Origin of the sequence: Alsobacter ponti (assembly GCF_024294805.1) — a bacterium.
Classification (GTDB): Bacteria; Pseudomonadota; Alphaproteobacteria; order Rhizobiales; family Beijerinckiaceae; genus Alsobacter; species Alsobacter ponti.
The window spans coordinates 45674-65794 of the sequence record NZ_JANCLU010000023.1; the positions used below are offsets into that span (position 1 = coordinate 45674).

The following is a 20121-nucleotide window of genomic DNA, read 5'->3' on the forward strand; positions in this document are numbered from 1 at the left end:
CCCGGCGCGTGCGCGGGGCGCCGGCGGGTACCTTGCGTGCGGCCAAGCGCGTCAGGCGACGATCTCGGCCTTGTCGAGCACCGCCTGCAGCAGCACGTTGGCGCCGGCGGTCGACCATTCTTGCTTGATGTCCTCGGTCTCGTTGTGGCTGACGCCGTCCACGCAAGGCGTGAAGATCATCGCGGTGGGGGCGACCCGGGCGATGTAGCAAGCATCGTGCCCCGCGCCCGAAACGATGTCGCGATAGCTGTAGCCCAGGTGCTCGGCGGCCCGGCGGACCGCCGCGACGCAGCTCTCCTCGAAGGCGACCGGCGCGTAGTAGAAAATCTGCCGCACGTCGCTCTCCAGGCCGATTTCGGCGCAGATGGCGGCGACGCCCTCCCGGAGCGCGGCGTCCATGGCCGCCAGCGTGTCGTCGGACGGGTGGCGGAAGTCGACCGTCAGGAAGCACTGGCCCGGGATGACGTTGCGGCTGTTCGGGTAGGGGTTGCACATGCCCACGGTCGCCACCGCGAGCGGCGCGTGGGCCCAGCCGATCTTGTTGGCGAGCTCGACGATGCGCGCCGCCCCGAGCAGCGCGTCGCGGCGAACCTTCATCGGCGTCGAGCCGGCGTGGCTCTCGAACCCGGTGAGGTCGATCTCGTACCAGCGTTGGCCCTGGCCGTGGGTCACGACGCCGATGTCGACGTTCTCGTCCTCGAGGATCGGCCCCTGCTCGATGTGCAGCTCGAAAAACGCATGGAACGGCCGTCCGCCGACCTTTTCCGGGCCCTGGAAGCCGATCCGCTGCAGCTCGTCGCCGAGCGACTTGCCCTCCTGGTCCAGCCGCCCATAGGCGAATTCCTCGGTGTACACGCCAGCGAAGACGCCGGACGACACCATGGCGGGGGCGAAGCGCGAGCCCTCCTCGTTGGTCCAGTTGGCGATCTCGATGGGATGGCGGGTGCGGATGTTGAGGTCGTTGAGCGAGCGCATCACCTCGAGCGCGCCGAGCACGCCGAGCACGCCGTCGAACTTGCCGCCCGTGGGCTGGGTGTCGAGGTGGCTGCCCATCACCACCGGCGGAAGGGACTCGTCCAGGCCGGGGCGGCGGGCGAACATGTTGCCCATGCGATCGACCTTCATCGAGAGGCCGGCCTCGTCGCACCAGCGCGTGAACAGCTCGCGGCCCTGGCGGTCGAGATCGGTCAGGGTCAGCCGCTTGCATCCGCCCTTGGGCGTGCCGCCGATCTGAGCCATCTCCATCAGGCTGTCCCAGAGGCGCGCGCCGTCGATGCGGATATTGGCAAGCTCGGCCATGCTCGAAACCCCTCCCTCGCCGGCGGCCCAACGGCGGCCCGACCGCGCCTCCGCGCGGCCTGTTGGCCTTGCGCGGAGGACGCGATGGAGCGAGGCTAGTATGAGCTTGACCGTTTGGTCAACAATCCCGGAGCAAGGTTCGGGACACCGTTTTCAGGGGGGCGCTTTGACGGGGAAGAAGGCCAAGGCGGCGATCCGCGAGGGCAACGTCCGGCTGATCCTGGAGGCGGCCGAGGCGGTGTTCGGCGAGCTCGGCTTCGGCGCGGCGACCACCGCCGCCATCGCGGCGCGGGCGGGGCTGCCGAAGGCCAACGTCCATTACTATTTCCCCTCGAAGGAGGACCTCTACCGCGCGGTGATGGCGCGCGTGCTGGAGACGTGGCTGTCGGCCGCCTCCTCGATGGAGCACAGCGACGATCCCGCCGAGGCGCTGACGCGCTATATCGAGGCCAAGATGGACCTCAGTCGCTCCAGGCCGCACGGATCCCGCATCTTCGCCAGCGAGATTCTGCGCGGTGCGCCGGTCATCGCCGACCACCTGGAGACGACGCTGAAGCAGTGGGTCGCCTCGCGGAGCGCGATCGTCGAACGCTGGATCGCCGAGGGCAAGCTGGCGCCGGTGGAGCCGCGCACCCTGTTCTTCATGATCTGGGCGACGACGCAGCATTACGCCGACTTCGCTCGGCAAATCGAGGTGCTGAACGACGGCCGCCCGCTCTCGGACGCGCAGTTCGCGCAGGCCAAGCGCGACGTGGTTGCGATGATCCTGCGCGGCGTGCTCCCGGCGCGCGAGGATGCGCTGGACAATGCGCGAACGAGGCCCGAGACGAAAAAAGCCGCCGCGATGGCGCGGCGGCTCTGAACGTCGGCGCCGGCGCGGCTCAGCGCGGCGCCATCACCATGATCATCTGGCGGCCTTCCAGCGCGGGCTCGGCCTCCACCTTCGACACGTCGGCCATCTCGGACTTGACGCGCTCCAGCAGCCGGACGCCGATGTCCTGGTGCGCCATTTCGCGGCCGCGGAAGCGCAGGGTGACCTTCACCTTGTCGCCTTCCTCGAAGAAGCGGCGCACCGCCTTCATCTTGACCTCGTAATCGTGGTCGTCGATGCCGGGCCGCAGCTTGATCTCCTTGACCTCGACGGTCTTCTGCTTCTTGCGGGCCTCGGCGGCCTTCTTCTGCTCGTTGAACTTGAACTTGCCGTAGTCGAGGAACTTGCAGACGGGCGGAGTCGAATTGGGGGCGATCTCGACGAGATCGAAGCCGGACTCCTCGGCCAGCCTCAGGGCGTCGATGAAGGGCACGATGCCCTTGTTCGCGCCGGTTTCGTCGATGAGCTGCACTTCCCGGACACCCCGGATGTCTCGATTCGCGCGCGGCCCTTCCTTCTGTGGGACCGGGGCGGCTCTCATGGGTCTGCGAATGGCGGCAATCTCCTGTTGGCCCGTCCGGCGCGGCGTGGCTGTCCATCAGCCACGGCTCCTCGGCCGACGACGAGGGGTCAGCTTCGACGATCAGTAAATTCGCTGAAAGCGCGCCCGAGTCAACACGGGAAACGCCGGATTTCGTTCAGTCCTCGCGGCCGATCAGCGCGCCGTACAGGTCCAGCGTCTCCCCAACCATCTTTTCCAGCGAAAAATGCGCCTCCACATGGGCCCGCGCCCGGCGAGCCATGGCGTCGCGGGCGCTGGCACCCATGCCGAGCGCGGCGGAGATGGCTTCGGCCAGCGCCGCAGCGTCGCCGGCCGGCACGCGCCAGCCGGTGCGCGCCGAGGCCTGCGCCTCCGGCGGCGCCAGCACGGTCTCGGGCACTGCGCCGAGATCCGACACCACCACCGGGGCGCCCATCGCCTGCGCCTCCACCGCAGAGCGGCCGAAGGCCTCCGGCTCGGTCGACGGCACGGTGACGACGGACGCGGCGAGGAAGGCGGCCGGCATGTCGGCGCAATGGCCGACCCGGTGCACGACGCCGCCCAGCCTGAGGCCCTCGACCAGCGCGTCCAGCTCGCGCACGTAGTTGTCGCGCCCCTGCGGGTCGCCGGCCAGCACGACGGCGATGTCGTCATGGCCGCGATCGCGCAGCAGGCGCGCCGCTTCGATGAGAACCTTCTGGCCTTTCCACGCCGTCAGGCGCGCGGCGAGCAGGACGATGCGGCGGTGCGGCTCGACGCCCCAGGCCTTGCGCAGCCGCTCGACGCGCTCGGGCTCGACGCCGGCGGGCGCGAAGGCGCGCAGGTCGGTGCCTCGATGAATGACGCGCACCCGGTCCCGCGCGAAGGCGTGCATGCGGCCGATCAGGTCGGCTGTGTAGTGCGAGTTGGCGATCACCGCGTCGCCGCGCGCCATCACCGAGTTGTACAGCACCTTCACCGCCGAGCGGCCGGCATAGGAGCCGTGATAGGTGGTTACGAACGGGATGCCGAGCGCCCGCGTGGCCATTAGCGCGCTCCACGCCGGCGCGCGGGACCGGGCGTGGACGAGGTCGACGCCCTCGTCGAGGCAGACGGCGCGCAGCCGCCGCGCGTTGGCCAGCATGCGGAACGGGTTCTTCGAGCGCGCCGGCAGCCGGATCCAGATGCCGCCCTTGGCCTGCAGCTCGGCGACCAGCCGCCCGCCTTCCGTGGCGACGAGAGCGCGCGCTCCGGCTTGGGCGAGGCCGTCGGCGATGTCGACCGTGGTGCGTTCCGCGCCGCCTGCGTCGAGCTCCGGCACGACCTGCAGGATCGTGCGGCCGGCCAGCGAGGCGGCCTGCGAGCGCGCGAAGGAGAACGGCGCGGGCTGTCGCATCAGGCCCGGCCGGGATACAAGAGGCGCGGCGCGCGGGGCGCGCGAGCACAGGCCGGGCGACTCAGGTCGAAAACGGTCATGAACGAGGTTTACGGTGAGCCCGGACGATCTGCAATTTCTCGACGTGGGCGTGGCGCCCGATATCCGCAGGATCGCGTTCATGCGCCGGGCGGGCCACGAACCCTGCGTGGTGTGGCTGGGCGGCTTCCGGTCCGACATGACAGCCACCAAGGCGCAGGCGCTCGACGACTGGGCGGCGCGCACGGGGGCGGCTTTCCTGCGCATGGACTATTCCGGGCACGGCCGGTCGGGTGGCCGCTTCGAGGACGGAACCGTGTCGCGCTGGCTGGAGGAGGCTCTTGCCGTCATCCGCGCCGAGGCGGGGCCGCGGCCCATCCTGGTCGGCTCGTCGATGGGCGGCTGGATCGCGCTGCTGGCCGCGCGCGCCCTGCGCGCCGAGGGGCGCGGCCTGTCCGGGCTGGTGCTCATCGCGCCGGCGGCGGACTTCACTCAGGCGCTGATGTGGCCGGCCTTTCCGGAGGCGGTGCGCGCCGAGATCATGGAGAAGGGCGTCTGGCTGCGCCCGTCCGCCTACTCGGACGAGCCCTACCCGATCACCCGCGCGCTGATCGAGGACGGGCGCCGGCACCTGCTGCTCGACGGCGCGCCGCTGACGACCGGCTGCCCGGTCCACATCCTGCAAGGGATGCAGGATCCCGACGTGCCGTGGCGGCACGCGCTGCGCGTCGTCGAGATGCTGCCCGGCGACGAGGTCGTGACGACTCTGATCAAGGACGGAGACCATCGCCTGTCGCGCCCGCAGGATATCGAGCGGCTCGTCGAGGCGGTGGCTGGCGTGGCGCGCCCGGCCTGACCGGGACGGGCGGCCCGCCCGTCCCCGCCGCGGGGCGCTCGGCTCAGTGGACGCTGACGGGAGTCAGGTCGTTTTCCCAGGCGTTGGCGATGGCCGCGTTGCGGCTGTCGGTCACCAGGATCGGCGTGCCGTCCGCGCCGAGCAGCGCGAACAGGTCGAGGCCGGGCTGCAGCGCCGGCGCCTGCGGGAACAGGCGGCTCAGGTCGTCGGAGCGGATCGCGCGGACATAGGCGATCTGCCCTTCGCCGAGATTGGCGAGCGCCTGCGCGGACATGCTCTCGGCAGCGGCGTGAGCCAGCGGCGGCAGCGAGATGGCGGCGGGAGTCTTGGTCGGGTCGTTCATAGCGCACCCTCCTTTGAGCGGAGCGTTTTCAGGGGAAGCAAGGCGCGGGCCAGCGTGCGAGGCCCCGTCAGTCACGCGCCAGGATGTCGATCTTGCGCACGACGCGCTCCGCCTCGGGGCGGATGAGATCGATGGAGAGCAGACCGTTGGCGAGGTCCGCTCCGAGGACTTCGAGTCCGTCGGCCAGCAGGAACGCGCGCTGGAACTGCCGCGCGGCGATGCCGCGATGCAGAAACTGGCGCTCACGCTCCTCGTTCTGACGGCCCCGGATCACGAGCTGGTTCTCTTCCAGCGTGATTTCGAGCTGATCGCGCGTAAACCCGGCCAGGGCCAAGGTGATCCTCAGCATCTCCGGCTCGTCCCCGCAGCGCTGGATTCGCTCGATGTTGTAGGGCGGGTAGCCTTCCGAGGCGGCCTTGGCCACCCGGCTGAGCGCCCGCTCGACCTCGTCGAAGCCAAGCAGGAACGGTGACGACAGAGACGGTACACGCGACATTTCGAAGCCCTGTCCCGAGGCACTTCGTTTGGGGCCCGCTCATGCAGCACCCCAGAAGCCTTTTGGCCTCAGGCGGAATATGGCCGCGCCCCCGCCCCGGTTCAAGGGCTCCCGGGCCCGCGGGCGTCCGGCCGCTTTGGCGCTTGCGCCCCGGGCGCGGCTTGGACATGGTGCGCCCGTTTTCGCAGCGCCGGCCCGGCCGGCGCGAACCCGGAGCCACGCGTCCATGAAGGACTTCGACATTCTCGCCATGGGCGAGCCGCTGATGGAGTTCAACGAGGTGGAGCGCGAGGGTGAGCGCGTGTTCCTGCCCGGCCATGGCGGCGACACCTCCAACGCCGCGGTCGCGGCCGCCCGCCAGGGCGCGAAGGTGGCCTATTTCACCGCGCTCGGGGACGACGCCTTCGGCCGGGACTTCCTGCGGCTGTGGGACGACGAGGGGGTCGACCGCTGGAAGGTGATCCTTCGCGCGGACGCCCCCACCGGCATCTACTTCATCTCGCACGGCCCCGAGGGTCACGAGTTCAGCTACTACCGCGCCGGTTCGGCGGCGAGCCGCGTCGGCCCGGCGGACCTCCCGCGCGAGCTGATCGCCGCCTCGCGCGTGCTGCACGTCTCCGGCATCAGCCAGGCCATCTCCGCCTCGGCGTGCGACGCCGCCTTCGAGGCGATCGCCCATGCCCGGCGGTCCGGCACGCTGGTCAGCTACGACACCAATCTGCGGCTGCGCCTGTGGCCGCTGGAGCGCGCCCGCGCCGTCATCCACGCCGCGCTCGGCATGACCGACATCTGCCTGCCGGGCCTCGACGACGCTCGCCAGCTCACTGGGCTCGACCGGCCGGAGGACATCTGCGCGCGCTATCTCGAGTTCGGCTGCTCCATCGTCGCGCTCACCATGGGCAAGGAGGGGACGCTGGTCGCCGTGCCGGGCGAGACGCGCCGCATTCCCGCCCGCGTGGTCACCGCGGTCGACGCGACCGGGGCGGGTGACGCCTTCGACGGCGCGTTCCTCGCCCATTACCTCGCGTGCGGCGACGCCTTCGAGGCGGCAGCCTACGCCAACGCCGCGGCTGCCTTGTCGACGCAGGGCTACGGCGCGGTCGGCCCGCTGCCGTACCGACCCGATGTCGAGGCGTTCATGGCGCAGGCGTGAGCCGGGCTCCGCCGGTTCTGCTTTTCACGTAAGGGCTGTGACCTAAGGTTTTCACCCGATTGTCTTGCTCCGCGCCCGGAGTCAGAAAAAGGGGCGAGAGGGTTCACACATGGCAAACAGACATCCATCGGGGCGTCCGATGCACCGGCGAAAGCTGGGCGTCGCGTCCAACGTGCGCTGGCCGAGGGACGGGTTCCTCAACCCGCGCCTCGAGAAGGGCATGGTCGACCTGGCGGGCGGTTTCGGTTTCCGGCTGCCGGAAGCGACGCACGACCATCTGCATCACATCGCGCTGGCGCGCAAGAATCGCGACGGCGAGACGCGGGATTGACCGTCCGCCGGGCGGCATCGAGGGCTCCAGACGCAAAAGCCTCGGCGCCGCCGAGGCTTTCTTGTTGCCGGGGGATCGAATGTAGCGGGGGAGCGCCGTTTCCCAATCAGGCTTCGGCGGTCACCTGCGCCTGCATGGCGTGCGAATAGCGGAACATCGCCTTGATGAGCTTCAGCGCCTCGCCGAGCCCGGCCGCCTGGGTCTCGTAGTCGAAGTCGCCGGCGTCGACCTGTTTCACCGAGCGCAGCACCTCCAGCTCGATCGCGGCCATGCGCTGGCGCGTCTCCGGGGTGCGCAGCATCTCGCCGTGAAGCGCATGAACCGCATTCATCAGGGCGGCGATGGTGATGGTGTCGACCGCGCCCTGACGGTCCTCGTCGCTCGCGAAATGGCTCATGAACAATCTCCAGGGTCTCGGACGACAATGCCCGCCCGCCTCAAGACAAAGGTAAGCATGAGCGCGGCGGCGCGATGTGCGATCCCGCACATGCCCGGGTGACACGGATCGGCAAGGCCATGGTTGCCGCGCGAAAGTTGAGAATATCTCAACCTGTGCGCGTCCGGCGAGGACGGCGGGGAGGCTCAGTCGGCGAGGACGACCCAGTCGGACGAGGACAGGTGCAGGGTCACGGCGTCGCCGATGCGCGGCGGCGGGCTGGCGGGCGAATTGAAGGTGTCGAGCGTAATTGTGGCGCCGCCGATGTCCGCGCGCACCCGGATCACCGAGCCGAGGAAGGCCACCTCGACGATCCTGGCCTCGATCGCCACGTCCTGGCCCGGGCGCGGGGCGAGCGTCACGGCTTCGGGGCGAAGCGCCAGCGAAACCTGCTCGCCGGCTCGCCGCGCGCCGAGCGGACTCGCGACCGCGACGTCCCGCGCGCCGACGCGCACCGTTCCCGCTGACGGGTCTGCGATGATTCCCTCGATCCGGTTCAGCGTGCCGACGAAGGAGGCCACGAAGCTCGTCGCCGGCGTGTTGTAGATCTCGAAGGGCGTGCCGATCTGGTCGACCCTGCCTTCGTGCATCACCACGATCCTGTCCGACATGGACAGGGCTTCCTCCTGGTCGTGGGTGACGTAGATGGTGGTGATGCCGAGCGCCTTCTGGATGGCGCGGATTTCCTCGCGCAGCGAGACCCGGATCTTGGCGTCGAGCGCCGACAGCGGCTCGTCGAGCAGGAGCACCTGAGGCTGCACGGCCAGCGCGCGGGCCAGCGCCACGCGCTGCTGCTGGCCGCCGGAAAGCTGGAACGGGTAGCGGTCGGCGAGCTGCGGCAGCTTGATGATGCCCAGCATCTGGGCGACACGCGCATCGATCTCGGCGCGAGGCTTGCCGGCCACCTTGAGACCGAAGGCGACGTTCTGCGCTACGGTCATGTTGGGAAACAGCGCGTAGGACTGGAACACCATGCCGATGTTGCGCTGGTTGGGCTTGAGCCCCACCACGTCACGCCCGGCGATGCGGATCTCGCCCGCCGTCGGCGTCTCGAAGCCGGCCACCATGCGCAGCGTCGTCGTCTTGCCGCAGCCCGACGGGCCGAGGAACGAGATGAACTCGCCGCGCTCGACGTCGAGGTTGAAGTCGCGCACCACGCGGACGAGCTCGAAATCCTTGCGGACCCCGCTGAGTTCGAGAAAAGCCATGTGCTCAAACTCTCATGGTGTGCTTCTGGAGACGCGTGACGAGCTGGATCAGCCCCATGCAGATCCAGGTGATCGCGAAGGCGATGACGGCGAGCGCGGCGGGCTCGTAGGCCCGGTTGGCGCCGACGAGCTGGAGATAGGGACCGAAGGCCGGGCGGTTCAGCAGCGCCGCCATGGTGAACTCGCCGATGACGATGGCGAAGGTCAGGAACGCGCCGGACAGCACCGCCACCAGCACGTTGGGCAGGATCACCCTCCACATCACGGTGATCCAGCCGGCGCCCAGGCTCTCGGCCGCCTCTGTCAGCGTGGCCACGTCGATGGTGCGCAGGCCGGTGTCGACGGCGCGGTACATGTAGGGCAGCGCCAGCGTCGTGTAGCCCAGGGTCAGCAGCGCGTCGGTGCCGAGCGCGCTGCCGGTCAGCGGCAGCCACGAGGACGTGTTGTAGAGGCGGATATAGCCGAACACGATGACGATGGCCGGGATCACCAGCGGCAGCATGGTGATGAACTCGATCACCGGCCGCCAGCGCGGCAGCTTCAGGCGCACCCAGTAGGCGGTGGGCACCACCAGCAGCACGCCGACCACGATGGTCATGCAGGCCATCACCACCGAATAGAGGAAGGTGGCCTGGAAACGCGGGTCGCCGAGCACGGCCCAGTAGGCGTCGAGGCTGTAGACGCCGCGCCGCATCTTCATCGAGAAGTCGACAGTGCCGAGCAGCGGCAGGCCGAAATAGAGGATCGCGAGGACGAGGACGATCCAGGACCAGAGGCTGCGGCGCTTCATTTGATCCACCGCTCCGCCCGCGACCGCGTGACGATGTAGATGCCGTTGGCGATGCCCGTGAGCACGATCATGCCCAGCGCCAGCGCGTAGCCGAGATGCGGGTCCTGCAGCACGTCGCCGCGGATCTGGGCGAACAGGAGGATCGGCACGATCGACAGCGAGCTGCCGGTGAGCGCGAAGGCCGTCGCCACCGCCCCGAAGGCGTTCGCGAAGAGCAGCGCGAAAGTGCCGAGCAGGGTCGGCCACAGGATGGGGAGCGCCACCATGCGCCAGTATTGCGGCGTCGACGCGCCCAGGATCACCGCCGCCTCGCGCCATTCGCGCTTCAGCCCGTCGATAGCGGGCGTGACGATCAGCACCATCAGCGGGATCTGGAAGAACAGATAGGTCAGCGTCAGTCCCGAGAAGGACAGGATGTTGAACCCCATCGCGTAGATGTTGACGCCGAACCAGTCGCGCAGCAGCACCGTGACAAGGCCGAGCCGGCCGAACGTGGCCAGGAACGCGAAGGCGAGCGGCACGCCGGCGAAGTTCGAGGCGACGCCCGAGAAGGTCATCACCGGCCCCCGCATCCAGCGCGGCAGGTTGCCGATGCTGACCGCCGCCGCGATGAAGAAGCCCGCGACGCAGCCGAGCAGCGCCGAGGCGACGCTGATGCGGATCGAGATCCAGTAGGCCGACAGGATCGACGGCTGGAACAGGTGCAGCACGTTGGCGAAGGTGAACGCGCCGTCCTGGTCGCGGAAGGCGCCGATCACGATCTGCAGGGTCGGGACGATCAGGAACAGCAGTGCGAACGCCATGAACGGCACGATGCCGAGCCACGCGAACGAGACCCGCGCGGAACGGCGCGCCGGCGCGGCGGCGCCGGCCTCGGCCGGAGTGATGGCTGTGGTCACGGGCGGCGCGCCTGCGCGAACGCCCCGCCCCGGTCGCGCCGGGGCGGGGCGAGGTCCCTTACTTCACGTTCGCGCCGACCACCGAGTCCCACTTCGAGGTGATGACGGCCTTGGCCGCCGCCTGCTCCTCGAGCGTCGGGAAGACCGCCTTCTCGTAGGACGCGGCCGGGGGCAGCTTGTCGAGCAGCTCCTTCGGCACCTTCCCCTTGGCGACGAGGTCGTTGAAGCGGATCGGGTGGCAGTAGCCCTTCAGCCAGGCGAGCTGGCCTTCGTCGGAGTACAGGTACTCCATCCACAGCTTGGCGGCGTTCGGATGCGGCGCGTAGGCGCTGATCGCCTGCACGTAGACGCCGGCCACCACGCCGGTCTTCGGCACCACCACCTCGATCGGCGGGTTGCCCTTCAGGGCGTCACGGCCGGACAGGGCGTTGTAGTCCCACCAGATCACGATCGGGGTCGCGCCCTGGGCGAGCGTGCCGGACTTGCCGATGGTCGGGACGAAATTGCCCTTCTTGTTCAGGTCGGCGAAGAACTTCAGGCCCGCCTCGCCGGCCGAGGCGCCGTCCTTGCCGCCGGCCGAGATGCCGGCCGCCTGGACGCCGAGGATGGCCTGGTTGGAGGCGCGCGGGTCGCCGGCCAGGGCGACGGCGTTGGCGAACTCGGGCTTCAGCAGGTCGGGCCAGTCCTGCGGCATCGTCTTCACGATGTCCTTGTTCACCGCGAAGGACAGCACGCCGTAATAGTCGCCGTACCAGTGGCCCTCGGCGTCCTTGACGTTGGAGGGGATCGAGTCCCACGTCGACACCTTGTAGGGCTGCGTCAGCTTCTCGGTCTTGGCCTGCGGGCCGAAGGCGAAGCCGACGTCGATGACGTCGGGGGCCTGCGGGCCCTTGTTGTCCTTGTTGGCGCGGATCGCCTCGAGTTCGTCGGCCGATCCCGCGTCGGGGTTCAGCTCGTTGACCTTGATGTCGGGGTACTTCTTCTTGAAGCCGGCGATGACCTCGCCGTAGCCGCACCAGTCGTGCGGCAGGGCGATCGTGCTCAGCATGCCTTCGGCCTTGGCGGCCTTCTCGATGGCGGCGAGATCCTGCGCCGAGCAGAGCGCCGTCGTGCCGAGCAGCGCGGCGAAGGCGAGTGTGAGCCTGGTTCCGGTGAAAGCTGTCATCGTGTCCTCTCCCGTTTATGCGCCGCCCGAGCCCAGCCGCCGAAGCCCGCCCGTCGAGGGGCGGCGGACCGGCCGGAAACCGTTCGTCATGCGAACCTAACCTGTATCTGTGCTTCTGGGGAAGCCGTGCCGGGACCCGAATTCGTCGCGGCCCCGCAAGCCGATAGAAGCACCGCGTGACAGCCGCGTGACAGCCGCGTGACGCCGGCACCGCCGCCGCGCGGATGCCGAAGCGTAGAGGCGTCGCGCCGGCGCGCAGCCACCGCTTTGCGACGCTCTCTGATCCGCCGGCGACGGCGAGCCCCGGTAAAGGCGGCGCATGCTTGACAGTCCCCTCGCCTGGCCTCAACTTGACCAAACGGTCAGGTTCGGACGGACCCATCCGTCCGGCGGCGAGGGAGGGACCCATGAGCGCCAGCCGAAGCACACCCGGGATCGCCGCGGGGCGTCTCTCGACGGCGGAGTACGCCGCCAATTTCTCCGACGTCCATCCTCCGCTCGACCGGCACGAGGCGCGCGTCGAGTCCGACCGGTGCTATTTCTGCTTCGACGCGCCGTGCCAGAACGCCTGCCCGACGTCGATCGACATTCCGCTCTTCATTCGCCAGATCGCGACCGGCAACGAGATCGGCGCGGCCGAGACCATCCTGTCCGCCAACGTGTTCGGCGGCATGTGCGCCCGGGTCTGCCCCACCGAGACGCTGTGCGAGGAGGCCTGCGTGCGCGAGGCCGCCGAGGGCAAGCCGGTGAAGATCGGCCTGCTGCAGCGGCGCGCCACCGACGCCCTGCTGGAGGCGGGACGCCAGCCGTTCCGGCGCGCCGCCGAGACCGGCCGGCGCGTTGCCGTGGTCGGCGGAGGCCCGGCCGGCCTCGCCTGCGCCCACAAGCTCGCGGAGCTGGGCCACGCCGTCACCGTCTTCGAGGCGCGCGACAAGCTCGGCGGCCTCAACGAGTTCGGCATCGCCTCCTACAAGACCACCGGCGGCTTCGCGCAGCGCGAGGTCGAGTTCGTGCTGTCGATCGGCGGCATCGCGGTGGAGACCGGGGCGCGGCTCGGCGAGACGATCACGCTCGAGGGGCTGCGTCGCGACTTCGACGCCGTGTTCCTCGGCGTCGGACTGGCGGCCGTCAACCGGCTCGATCTCGCCGGCGAGGGGACGCTCGCCGGCGTGTACGACGCCGTGGACTGGATCGCCGGGCTGCGCCAGGCCAGGTCGATGGCGAGCGTGCCGGTCGGCCGGCGCGTCGTGGTAATCGGCGGCGGCATGACGGCGATCGACGCCGCCGTGCAGGCCCGCCGCCTCGGCGCCGAGGAGGTGACGGTCGTCTACCGCCGCGGCGAGGACGCCATGAAGGCCTCGCTCTACGAGCGCCAGCTGGCGCAGACCAATGGCGTGCTGATCCGCACCTGGGCGGCGCCGGCGGGCCTGCACGGCGACGGCGGCCTCGTCACCGGCGTCGCCTTCGAGCGGACCGCCGAGACCGGCGGGCGTCTGGCAGGCACGGGCGAGACCTTCACGCTCGGGGCCGACATGGTGCTCGTCGCCATCGGCCAGGCGCTGGCGTCGACCAGCCTCGCCGGCGCGCCGGCGCTGAAGCTCGCCGGCGGGCGCATCGTCGTCGACGGCGAGCGCCGCACGAGCATGCCCGGCGTGTGGGCCGGCGGCGACTGCGTGGCCGGCGGCCAGGATCTCACCGTCACGGCGGTGGAAGACGGCAAGCAGGCGGCGCTGTCGATCGACCGCGCCCTGCGCGGCGCGATGGTCGCCTGAGCGGAAGGGGAGGGACACATGGCCGATCTGCGCACGAACTTCCTGGGGATCAAGTCGCCCAACCCGTTCTGGCTGGCCTCCGCCCCGCCGACCGACCGCGAGGTCAACGTCACCCGCGCCTTCAAGGCGGGCTGGGGCGGCGTGGTGTGGAAGACGCTGGGGGAGGACCCGCCCATCGTCAACGTCAACGGCCCGCGCTACGGCGCCATCCACGGGGCCGACCGGCGGCTGCTGGGCTTCAACAACATCGAGCTGATCACCGACCGCCCGCTGGACATCAACCTTCAGGAGATCAAGGCGGTGAAGCGGGCCTGGCCCGACCGGGCCGTCGTCGTGTCGCTGATGGTGCCCTGCGAGGAGCGCAGCTGGCAGTCCATCCTGGCGCGCGTCGAGGAGACCGAGTGCGACGGCGTCGAGCTCAACTTCGGCTGCCCGCACGGCATGTCCGAGCGCGGCATGGGCTCGGCGGTCGGCCAGGTGCCCGAGTACATCGAGATGGTGGCGCGCTGGTGCAAGCAGCACACGAGGATGCCGGTCATCGTCAAGCTGACGCCCAACATCACCGATATCCGCTACCCGGCGCGCGCCGCGCTGAAGGGCGGGGCGGACGCCGTGTCGCTCATCAACACCGTGTCGTCCATCGTGTCGGTCGATCTCGACACGTTCAGCCCCAATCCCAGCATCGACGGCAAGGGCAGCCACGGCGGCTATTGCGGCCCGGCGGTGAAGCCCATCGCGCTCAACATGGTGGCAGAGATCGCCCGCGACGCCGAGACGCGCGGCATGCCGATCTCCGCCATTGGCGGCATCACCACCTGGCGCGACGCGGCCGAGTTCATCGCCATGAGCGCCGGCACGGTCCAGGTCTGCACGGCCGCGATGACCTACGGGTTCAAGATCGTTGAGGAGATGATCGCCGGGTTGTCCGGCTGGATGGACTCCAAGGGTTACGCCACGCTGGACGACTTCCGCGGCCGCGCCGTCCCCAACGTCACCGACTGGCAGTACCTCAACCTCAACTACGTGACGAAGGCGCATATCGACCAGGACCTCTGCATCCAGTGCGGCCGCTGCCACATCGCCTGCGAGGACACCTCGCACCAGGCGATCACCGCCATGGTCGATGGGCGGCGCATGTTCACGGTGAAGGACGAGGAGTGCGTCGGCTGCAATCTCTGCGTCGAGGTCTGCCCCGTGGAGAACTGCATCACCATGGTCCCAATGGCGGCGGGGGCGGTAGACCCGCGCACCGGGCGCACGGTCGAGCCCGGCTACGCCAACTGGACCACGCACCCCAATAACCCGATGGCGCGCCAGGCGGCGGAGTAGGACCGGGACCTCGGATCGGCCATCCGTCGGGATTGATCCGACTCGCTTTTTCGCCGCCGGAGCCTTGCCTTCGGCGGCGTTTCTGCTATGAACCGCGCCTTCGAACCGCCCGGCCGGTAAGGGCTGCCGTGGCGGTTCGTTTCGCTCATGACGAGACGAACGGCCGGTTCGCCGGCCGAAAGAACAACCCGAGGGCGGTCCGCCGCCCGGATCGGAGACGAGCCAAATGCCCAAGATCAAGACGAAGGCGTCCGCCAAGAAGCGGTTCAAGATCACCGGCACCGGCAAGGTGCTGTACGCCCAGGCCGGCAAGCGGCATGGCATGATCAAGCGGACCAACAAGCAGATCCGCAATCTTCGCGGCACGAATGTCCTCTTCGAGGGCGACGCTGCCAACGTGAAGAAGTACTTCCTCCCCAACGGCTGATCGGCCGGGGTTTCAAATTTTCTGAGGAGATCAGCCAATGGCACGCGTCAAGCGCGGCGTGACGTCTCACGCGAAGCACAAGAAGGTTTTCAAGGCGGCGAAGGGCTTCTATGGCCGCCGCAAGAACACGATCCGCACGGCCAAGGCGGCCGTCGATCGCGCGATGCAGTATGCGACGCGCGACCGCAAGAACAAGAAGCGCACCATCCGCGCGCTCTGGATCCAGCGTCTCAACGCCGCGGTCCGGGAGCACGGCATGGTCTATTCGCGCTTCATCGACGGCCTGAACAAGGCGGGCGTCGAGGTCGACCGCAAGGTCCTCTCGGACATCGCCATCCACGAGCCGGCCGCCTTCGCGGCGCTGGTCGAGAAGGCCAAGTCGGCCCAGCCGGCCGCCTGATCCGGTCCGTCCCGGAGCTTCGGAAAAGCCCGCCGCCGGCGGGCTTTTTCATGTCCGCCTGGGAGCCTCGCCCTCTTCCCCGCCGCCCTGTCTTCGCCGACAATGGCGCGCCGCAAAGCGGCGGCCAGTCCCGGCGGAGCCTCATGATCGATGTCGACTTCCCGCGCCTGATGGCGCGCTACAATCGCTGGCAGAACGGCAATCTGTTCGGCGCGGCCGACGCGCTCTCGGACGCCCAGCGCCGGCAGGACCTCGCCGCCTTCTTCGGCTCCATCCAGGGCACGCTGAGCCATCTCGCCTGGGGCGACAGCAACTGGATGAGCCGCTTCACCGACTGGCCGGCCCCCGGCCTCCCCCTGCGCGAGAGCGCGGGCTTCGTGACCGACTGGGAGGAGCTGAAGCGCCTGCGCGCGGCGCTCGACGACGCCATTCTCGACTGGACCGCGACCCTGACCACCGAACGCCTGGCCGCGCCGCTGCGCTGGTTCTCGGGCGCGGCGGGGCGCGAGATCTCCATGCCGCTCGACAGGGTGGTCGTCCATTTCTTCAACCACCAGACGCACCACCGCGGCCAGGTCCACGCCATGCTGACGCGCCTCGGCGCGCGGCCGGGCGACACCGACCTCTTCCTGTTGCCGGACTGATCCGGCCGCCGGCGGGCGGGCTCGCCCTCGACAAGCACCGCCCCGCCATGGCAAAAGCCGCGCGTCCGCGCCGAGGCACGACCCCGGCCGCCAGAACGGGATCGCCATGTCCGATTACGCCTCCCTCGAGACCTCGCTCCTCGCCGCCGTCGCCGCCGCCGGGGACGAGGCGGCGCTGGAAGCCGTGCGCGTCGGCGCGCTCGGCAAGAAGGGCTCCGTCTCCGAGCTGCTGAAGACGCTCGGCGCGATGTCGCCCGAGGAGCGCAAGGAAAACGGCCCGCTCATCAACGGCCTGCGCGACCGCGTCCAGGCCGCTATCGCCTGCCGCCGCGCTGCGCTGCGGGACGCTGCGCTGGACGCAAGGCTGCAGGCGGAGCGCGTCGACGTCACCCAGCCGCTGCCCGAGAGCCCGGCGGCGCGCGGGCGCATCCACCCGATCAGCCAGGTCGTCGACGAGCTCACCGCCATCTTCGCCGACATGGGCTTCGCCGTGGCGGACGGCCCGGACATCGAGACCGACTTCTACAACTTCACGGCGCTGAACTTCCCGACCGGCCATCCGGCGCGCGAGATGCACGACACCTTCTTCTTCAACCCCGACGCCGACGGGGAACGCAAGGTGCTGCGCACCCACACCAGCCCGGTGCAGATCCGCACCATGATGAGCCAGAAGCCGCCGATCCGCGTCATCATCCCCGGCCGCACCTATCGCTGCGACAGCGACCAGACGCACACGCCGATGTTCCACCAGGTCGAGGGCCTGGTCATCGACAAGGGCTCGCATCTGGGCCACCTCAAGTGGATCCTCGAGGAGTTCTGCAAGGCGTTCTTCGAGGTGCCGCACGTCAAGATGCGCTTCCGCCCCTCCTTCTTCCCCTTCACCGAGCCCTCGGCGGAGGTCGACATCCAGTGCTCGCGCAAGGGCGGCGAGATCCGCTTCGGCGAAGGAGAGGACTGGCTAGAGATCCTGGGCTGCGGCATGGTCCACCCCAACGTCATACGCAATTGCGGGCTGGACCCGGACGAGTACCAGGGCTTCGCCTGGGGCATGGGCATCGACCGCATCGCCATGCTGAAATACGGCATGCCGGACCTGCGCGCCTTCTTCGACGCCGACGTGCGCTGGCTCTCCCATTACGGCTTCCGCCCGCTCGACCTGCCGACCCTCGCGGGCGGCCTGAGCGCGTGACCGGCCCGGACATCGAAGCGAACCCATGAAGCTCACACTCTCCTGGCTCAAGGACCACCTTGACACCGCCGCCCCGCTCGCGACCGTCGCCGAGACGCTGACCAAGGTCGGGCTCGAGGTCGAGGGCGTCGAGGACAAGGCCAAGCAGCTCGCCGCCTTCACGGTGGCGTCGGTGGTCTCCGCCGAGCAGCACCCCAACGCCGACCGACTGCGCGTGTGCATGGTCGACACCGGCGAGGGCCCGCCCGTGCAGGTGGTCTGCGGTGCGCCCAATGCCCGCGCCGGCATGAAGTCGGTGTTCTCGCCGCCGGGCACGTACATCCCGGGCAAGGACATCACGCTCGGCGTCGGCTCCATCCGCGGCGTCGAGAGCCGCGGCATGCTGTGCTCGGCGATGGAGCTGGGCCTCGGCGAGGAGCACGACGGCATCATCGACCTGCCGGCCGACGCCCCCGTCGGCATGTCCTACGCCGAGTACGCCAGCCTCGGCGACCCGGTGATCGACTTCGCCGTCACGCCCAACCGGCCGGACGCGCTCGGCGTCCACGGCGTGGCGCGCGACCTCGCGGCGGCCGGGCTCGGCACGCTGGTCGACCGGCCCGTCCAGCAGGTGCGCGGCGCGTTCGCGTGCCCCACCCGCGCCCACCTGGAGTTCGCCGGCGAGGACAAGCGCCTGGCGCCGGCCTTCGCGCTGCGCTTGGTGCGCGGCGTGCGCAACGGGCCGAGCCCGGAGTGGATGCAGCGCCGCCTCAAGGCGATCGGCCTGCGCCCGATCAACGCGCTGGTCGACATCACCAACTACGTCACCTACGACCGCAACCGGCCGCTGCACGTGTTCGATCTCGCCAAGGTGAAGGGCGACCTCGTGGTGCGTCGGGCGCGCGACGGCGAGGAGGTCCTGGCGCTCGACGGACGCACCTACCGGCTCGACCGCGACATGGTGGTGATCGCCGACGACAACGGCGTCGAGTCGATCGCCGGAATCATGGGCGGCGAGCATTCCGGCTGCGACGCGACGACCACCGACGTGCTGATCGAGTCGGCGCTGTGGGACCCGCTGAACATCGCCCAGACGGGCCGCCGGCTGGGCATCAACACCGACGCCCGCTACCGCTTCGAGCGGGGCGTCGACCCGCAATTCTGCGTGCCCGGCCTCGAGCTGGCGACGAGGCTGGTGATGGATCTGTGCGGCGGCGAGCCGTCCGAGATCGCGCTGGCCGGCGAGATCCCGGACACCGACCGCATCGTCGAGTTCCCCTGGCGCGAGGTGAAGCGCCTCACCGGGCTCGACCTGCCCGTCCACGAGATGAAGGCGATCCTGCGTCAGCTCGGCTTTTTCGTGTCGGGCAACGAGGGCGACACGGTCAAGGTGTCGCCGCCGGCCTGGCGGCCCGACGTCGAGGCCAAGGCCGACCTCGTCGAGGAGATCGTGCGCATCGCCGGGCTCGACCGCGTGCAGGCGACGCCGTTCCCGCGCGACCCGCAGACCGTGGCCGCGCCGGTGCTGACGCTGATCCAGAAGCGCACCCGCACGGCGCGGCGGGCTTTGGCGGCGCGCGGCCTCGTCGAGGCCGTCACCTGGTCGTTCATCGGCAAGGCCGAGGCGGAGCTGTTCGGCGGCGGCCGGCCGGAGCTGGCGCTCGCCAACCCCATCGCCGCCGAGCTCTCCGACATGCGGCCGAGCCTGCTGCCCGGCCTGCTCAAGGCGGCGCAGCGCAACGCAGACCGGGGCTTCCCGGACGCCGCCCTGTTCGAGGTGGGCCAGGTGTTCGCCGGCGACCGCCCGCAGGACCAGAGCATGGCGGCCGCCGCGGTGCGCCGCGCCTTGGCGCGTTCCGACAGTCCCGGCCGCCACTGGAGCCGCCCGGCCGCCCCCGTCGACGCGTTCGACGCCAAGGCCGACGCCTACGCGGTGCTGGAGGCGCTCGGCGTGCCCACGTCCGGCCTGCAGGTGTCGCAAGGCGGCCCGGCCTGGCTGCATCCCGGGCGCTCGGGCACGCTGCAGTTCGGCCCCAAGCTCGTCGTCGGCGCGTTCGGCGAGGTGCATCCGCGCGTGCTGGAGGCGCTCGACGTCAAGGGCCCGCTGGTCGCCTGCGAGCTGATCCTCGACGCGCTGCCGCCGCCCAAGGCCCGGCCGACGCGGATGAAGCCGAAGCTGGCGCTGTCCGACTTCCAGCCGGTGTCGCGCGACTTCGCCTTCGTCGTGCCGCGCGACGTCAAGGCGGCGGACATCCTCAAGGCCGTCCAGTCCGCCGACCGCCAGCTCGTGGCGGGGGCCGACGTGTTCGACGTCTACGAGGGCCCCGGCGTCCCCGAGGGCCACAAGTCGGTCGCCGTGGCGGTGACCCTGCAGCCGCAGGAAAAGACGCTGACCGACGCCGAGATCGACACGGTCGCGGCGAAGATCGTCACCGAGGTCGGCAAGAAGACCGGGGCCATTCTGCGCGGCTGACGGCGGACGCCAGTCCGCCCGTGCCCATGCGCTTCTATCCCGCCATCCTTCCGGATGCGGGGCTTGGCTTGTTCTGCGGAGCCCGGAAGGGCGGCGCGGAACGGCGGGGGCCTCGTCCCGCCGGCGG

At 70.0% G+C, this 20121-nt stretch carries 21 protein-coding genes; 11 read left to right on the forward strand and 10 right to left on the reverse strand.

Annotation, left to right across the window (positions count from 1 at the left end):
* Nucleotides 1-51: 51 nt before the first annotated feature.
* The gene (locus NK718_RS18865; RefSeq protein WP_254745497.1) at nucleotides 52-1299 is read right to left on the reverse strand and encodes a Zn-dependent hydrolase; all 1248 of its coding nucleotides are present in this window, start codon (nucleotides 1297-1299) and stop codon (nucleotides 52-54) included.
* Nucleotides 1300-1465: 166 nt separating this feature from the next.
* Here NK718_RS18865 and NK718_RS18870 point away from each other — a divergent pair, with 166 nt between their 5' ends.
* Complete coding sequence (locus NK718_RS18870) at nucleotides 1466-2161, forward strand: TetR/AcrR family transcriptional regulator (protein ID WP_254745499.1); 696 nt, start codon at nucleotides 1466-1468, stop codon at nucleotides 2159-2161.
* A gap of 19 nt (nucleotides 2162-2180) precedes the next feature.
* Here the strand turns inward: NK718_RS18870 and infC are convergent, their stop codons facing one another.
* Nucleotides 2181-2711, reverse strand: coding sequence for a translation initiation factor IF-3 (gene infC / locus NK718_RS18875; protein WP_254745501.1), 531 nt, complete (start codon nucleotides 2709-2711; stop codon nucleotides 2181-2183).
* A 157-nt stretch (nucleotides 2712-2868) separates the two neighbouring features.
* A complete protein-coding gene (locus tag NK718_RS18880) occupies nucleotides 2869-4086 on the reverse strand; it encodes a glycosyltransferase family 4 protein (protein WP_254745503.1) in 1218 nt (405 codons plus the stop codon).
* Between the two features lie 160 nt (nucleotides 4087-4246).
* On the opposite strand from NK718_RS18880, the gene NK718_RS18885 reads away from it, so the two are divergent.
* Nucleotides 4247-4960: an alpha/beta hydrolase gene (locus tag NK718_RS18885; RefSeq protein ID WP_254745534.1), complete on the forward strand. Its 714-nt coding sequence runs from the start codon at nucleotides 4247-4249 to the stop codon at nucleotides 4958-4960.
* A gap of 43 nt (nucleotides 4961-5003) precedes the next feature.
* On the opposite strand, the gene NK718_RS18890 is transcribed toward NK718_RS18885, so the two are convergent.
* Both NK718_RS18890 and NK718_RS18895 read right to left on the reverse strand, forming a co-directional pair.
* Complete coding sequence (locus NK718_RS18890) at nucleotides 5004-5234, reverse strand: BQ00720 family protein (RefSeq protein ID WP_254745536.1); 231 nt, start codon at nucleotides 5232-5234, stop codon at nucleotides 5004-5006.
* Between the two features lie 136 nt (nucleotides 5235-5370).
* A complete protein-coding gene (locus tag NK718_RS18895) occupies nucleotides 5371-5799 on the reverse strand; it encodes an Hsp20 family protein (RefSeq protein WP_254745505.1) in 429 nt (142 codons plus the stop codon).
* A 226-nt stretch (nucleotides 5800-6025) separates the two neighbouring features.
* Here NK718_RS18895 and NK718_RS18900 point away from each other — a divergent pair, with 226 nt between their 5' ends.
* Both NK718_RS18900 and NK718_RS18905 read left to right on the forward strand, forming a co-directional pair.
* The gene (locus NK718_RS18900) at nucleotides 6026-6952 is read left to right on the forward strand and encodes a sugar kinase (protein ID WP_254745507.1); all 927 of its coding nucleotides are present in this window, start codon (nucleotides 6026-6028) and stop codon (nucleotides 6950-6952) included.
* Between the two features lie 139 nt (nucleotides 6953-7091).
* A complete protein-coding gene (locus NK718_RS18905) occupies nucleotides 7092-7283 on the forward strand; it encodes a hypothetical protein (protein WP_254745509.1) in 192 nt (63 codons plus the stop codon).
* Between the two features lie 106 nt (nucleotides 7284-7389).
* Here NK718_RS18905 and NK718_RS18910 read toward each other — a convergent pair whose 3' ends face one another.
* The 5 genes from NK718_RS18910 to NK718_RS18930 all read right to left on the reverse strand — a co-directional run bounded on the left by NK718_RS18910 (nucleotide 7390) and on the right by NK718_RS18930 (nucleotide 11781).
* Nucleotides 7390-7680 (reverse strand): hypothetical protein, encoded by a 291-nt coding sequence (locus tag NK718_RS18910; protein WP_254745511.1) that lies wholly within the window; start codon nucleotides 7678-7680, stop codon nucleotides 7390-7392.
* 185 nt (nucleotides 7681-7865) lie between these two features.
* Nucleotides 7866-8927, reverse strand: coding sequence for an ABC transporter ATP-binding protein (locus tag NK718_RS18915; protein ID WP_254745513.1), 1062 nt, complete (start codon nucleotides 8925-8927; stop codon nucleotides 7866-7868).
* 4 nt (nucleotides 8928-8931) lie between these two features.
* The gene (locus tag NK718_RS18920; RefSeq protein WP_254745515.1) at nucleotides 8932-9717 is read right to left on the reverse strand and encodes an ABC transporter permease; all 786 of its coding nucleotides are present in this window, start codon (nucleotides 9715-9717) and stop codon (nucleotides 8932-8934) included.
* Entirely contained in the window at nucleotides 9714-10520 is an 807-nt protein-coding gene (locus tag NK718_RS18925; RefSeq protein ID WP_254745538.1) for an ABC transporter permease, read from the reverse strand. The genes NK718_RS18920 and NK718_RS18925 overlap by 4 nt, the downstream gene beginning before the upstream one ends.
* Nucleotides 10521-10674: 154 nt before the next feature.
* A complete protein-coding gene (locus NK718_RS18930; RefSeq protein ID WP_254745517.1) occupies nucleotides 10675-11781 on the reverse strand; it encodes an ABC transporter substrate-binding protein in 1107 nt (368 codons plus the stop codon).
* 407 nt (nucleotides 11782-12188) lie between these two features.
* Between NK718_RS18930 and NK718_RS18935 the strand changes: the two genes are divergently transcribed.
* The 7 genes from NK718_RS18935 (at nucleotide 12189) to pheT (ending at nucleotide 19994) form a co-directional block, all read left to right on the forward strand.
* Complete coding sequence (locus tag NK718_RS18935) at nucleotides 12189-13553, forward strand: NAD(P)-dependent oxidoreductase (protein WP_254745519.1); 1365 nt, start codon at nucleotides 12189-12191, stop codon at nucleotides 13551-13553.
* 18 nt (nucleotides 13554-13571) lie between these two features.
* The gene (gene preA / locus NK718_RS18940; RefSeq protein WP_254745521.1) at nucleotides 13572-14882 is read left to right on the forward strand and encodes an NAD-dependent dihydropyrimidine dehydrogenase subunit PreA; all 1311 of its coding nucleotides are present in this window, start codon (nucleotides 13572-13574) and stop codon (nucleotides 14880-14882) included.
* 226 nt (nucleotides 14883-15108) lie between these two features.
* Nucleotides 15109-15309, forward strand: a complete 201-nt coding sequence (gene rpmI, locus NK718_RS18945; RefSeq protein WP_254745523.1) for a 50S ribosomal protein L35 — start codon at nucleotides 15109-15111, stop codon at nucleotides 15307-15309.
* 37 nt (nucleotides 15310-15346) lie between these two features.
* Entirely contained in the window at nucleotides 15347-15709 is a 363-nt protein-coding gene (rplT, locus tag NK718_RS18950) for a 50S ribosomal protein L20 (RefSeq protein WP_254745526.1), read from the forward strand.
* Between the two features lie 143 nt (nucleotides 15710-15852).
* Nucleotides 15853-16353: a DinB family protein gene (locus tag NK718_RS18955; protein WP_254745528.1), complete on the forward strand. Its 501-nt coding sequence runs from the start codon at nucleotides 15853-15855 to the stop codon at nucleotides 16351-16353.
* A gap of 106 nt (nucleotides 16354-16459) precedes the next feature.
* A complete protein-coding gene (pheS, locus tag NK718_RS18960; protein WP_254745530.1) occupies nucleotides 16460-17542 on the forward strand; it encodes a phenylalanine--tRNA ligase subunit alpha in 1083 nt (360 codons plus the stop codon).
* A 25-nt stretch (nucleotides 17543-17567) separates the two neighbouring features.
* On the forward strand, nucleotides 17568-19994 hold the full coding sequence (gene pheT, locus NK718_RS18965) for a phenylalanine--tRNA ligase subunit beta (RefSeq protein WP_254745532.1): 2427 nt from the start codon (nucleotides 17568-17570) through the stop codon (nucleotides 19992-19994).
* The last annotated feature ends 127 nt before the right edge of the window (nucleotides 19995-20121 follow it).

What these genes read in the sequence shown, in the direction of transcription:
- NK718_RS18865 (WP_254745497.1), bottom strand. Translation starts at nt 1,299, where the DNA reads ATGGCCGAGCTTGCCAATATCCGCATCGACGGCGCGCGCCTCTGGGAC.
- infC (WP_254745501.1), bottom strand. Translation starts at nt 2,711, where the DNA reads ATGAGAGCCGCCCCGGTCCCACAGAAGGAAGGGCCGCGCGCGAATCGA.
- NK718_RS18880 (WP_254745503.1), bottom strand. Translation starts at nt 4,086, where the DNA reads ATGCGACAGCCCGCGCCGTTCTCCTTCGCGCGCTCGCAGGCCGCCTCG.
- NK718_RS18885 (WP_254745534.1), top strand. Translation starts at nt 4,247, where the DNA reads ATGCGCCGGGCGGGCCACGAACCCTGCGTGGTGTGGCTGGGCGGCTTC.
- NK718_RS18890 (WP_254745536.1), bottom strand. Translation starts at nt 5,234, where the DNA reads ATGTCCGCGCAGGCGCTCGCCAATCTCGGCGAAGGGCAGATCGCCTAT.
- NK718_RS18895 (WP_254745505.1), bottom strand. Translation starts at nt 5,799, where the DNA reads ATGTCGCGTGTACCGTCTCTGTCGTCACCGTTCCTGCTTGGCTTCGAC.
- NK718_RS18900 (WP_254745507.1), top strand. Translation starts at nt 6,026, where the DNA reads ATGAAGGACTTCGACATTCTCGCCATGGGCGAGCCGCTGATGGAGTTC.
- NK718_RS18905 (WP_254745509.1), top strand. Translation starts at nt 7,092, where the DNA reads ATGCACCGGCGAAAGCTGGGCGTCGCGTCCAACGTGCGCTGGCCGAGG.
- NK718_RS18910 (WP_254745511.1), bottom strand. Translation starts at nt 7,680, where the DNA reads ATGAGCCATTTCGCGAGCGACGAGGACCGTCAGGGCGCGGTCGACACC.
- NK718_RS18915 (WP_254745513.1), bottom strand. Translation starts at nt 8,927, where the DNA reads ATGGCTTTTCTCGAACTCAGCGGGGTCCGCAAGGATTTCGAGCTCGTC.
- NK718_RS18920 (WP_254745515.1), bottom strand. Translation starts at nt 9,717, where the DNA reads ATGAAGCGCCGCAGCCTCTGGTCCTGGATCGTCCTCGTCCTCGCGATC.
- NK718_RS18925 (WP_254745538.1), bottom strand. Translation starts at nt 10,520, where the DNA reads ATGGCGTTCGCACTGCTGTTCCTGATCGTCCCGACCCTGCAGATCGTG.
- NK718_RS18930 (WP_254745517.1), bottom strand. Translation starts at nt 11,781, where the DNA reads ATGACAGCTTTCACCGGAACCAGGCTCACACTCGCCTTCGCCGCGCTG.
- NK718_RS18935 (WP_254745519.1), top strand. Translation starts at nt 12,189, where the DNA reads ATGAGCGCCAGCCGAAGCACACCCGGGATCGCCGCGGGGCGTCTCTCG.
- preA (WP_254745521.1), top strand. Translation starts at nt 13,572, where the DNA reads ATGGCCGATCTGCGCACGAACTTCCTGGGGATCAAGTCGCCCAACCCG.
- rpmI (WP_254745523.1), top strand. Translation starts at nt 15,109, where the DNA reads ATGCCCAAGATCAAGACGAAGGCGTCCGCCAAGAAGCGGTTCAAGATC.
- rplT (WP_254745526.1), top strand. Translation starts at nt 15,347, where the DNA reads ATGGCACGCGTCAAGCGCGGCGTGACGTCTCACGCGAAGCACAAGAAG.
- NK718_RS18955 (WP_254745528.1), top strand. Translation starts at nt 15,853, where the DNA reads ATGATCGATGTCGACTTCCCGCGCCTGATGGCGCGCTACAATCGCTGG.
- pheS (WP_254745530.1), top strand. Translation starts at nt 16,460, where the DNA reads ATGTCCGATTACGCCTCCCTCGAGACCTCGCTCCTCGCCGCCGTCGCC.
- pheT (WP_254745532.1), top strand. Translation starts at nt 17,568, where the DNA reads ATGAAGCTCACACTCTCCTGGCTCAAGGACCACCTTGACACCGCCGCC.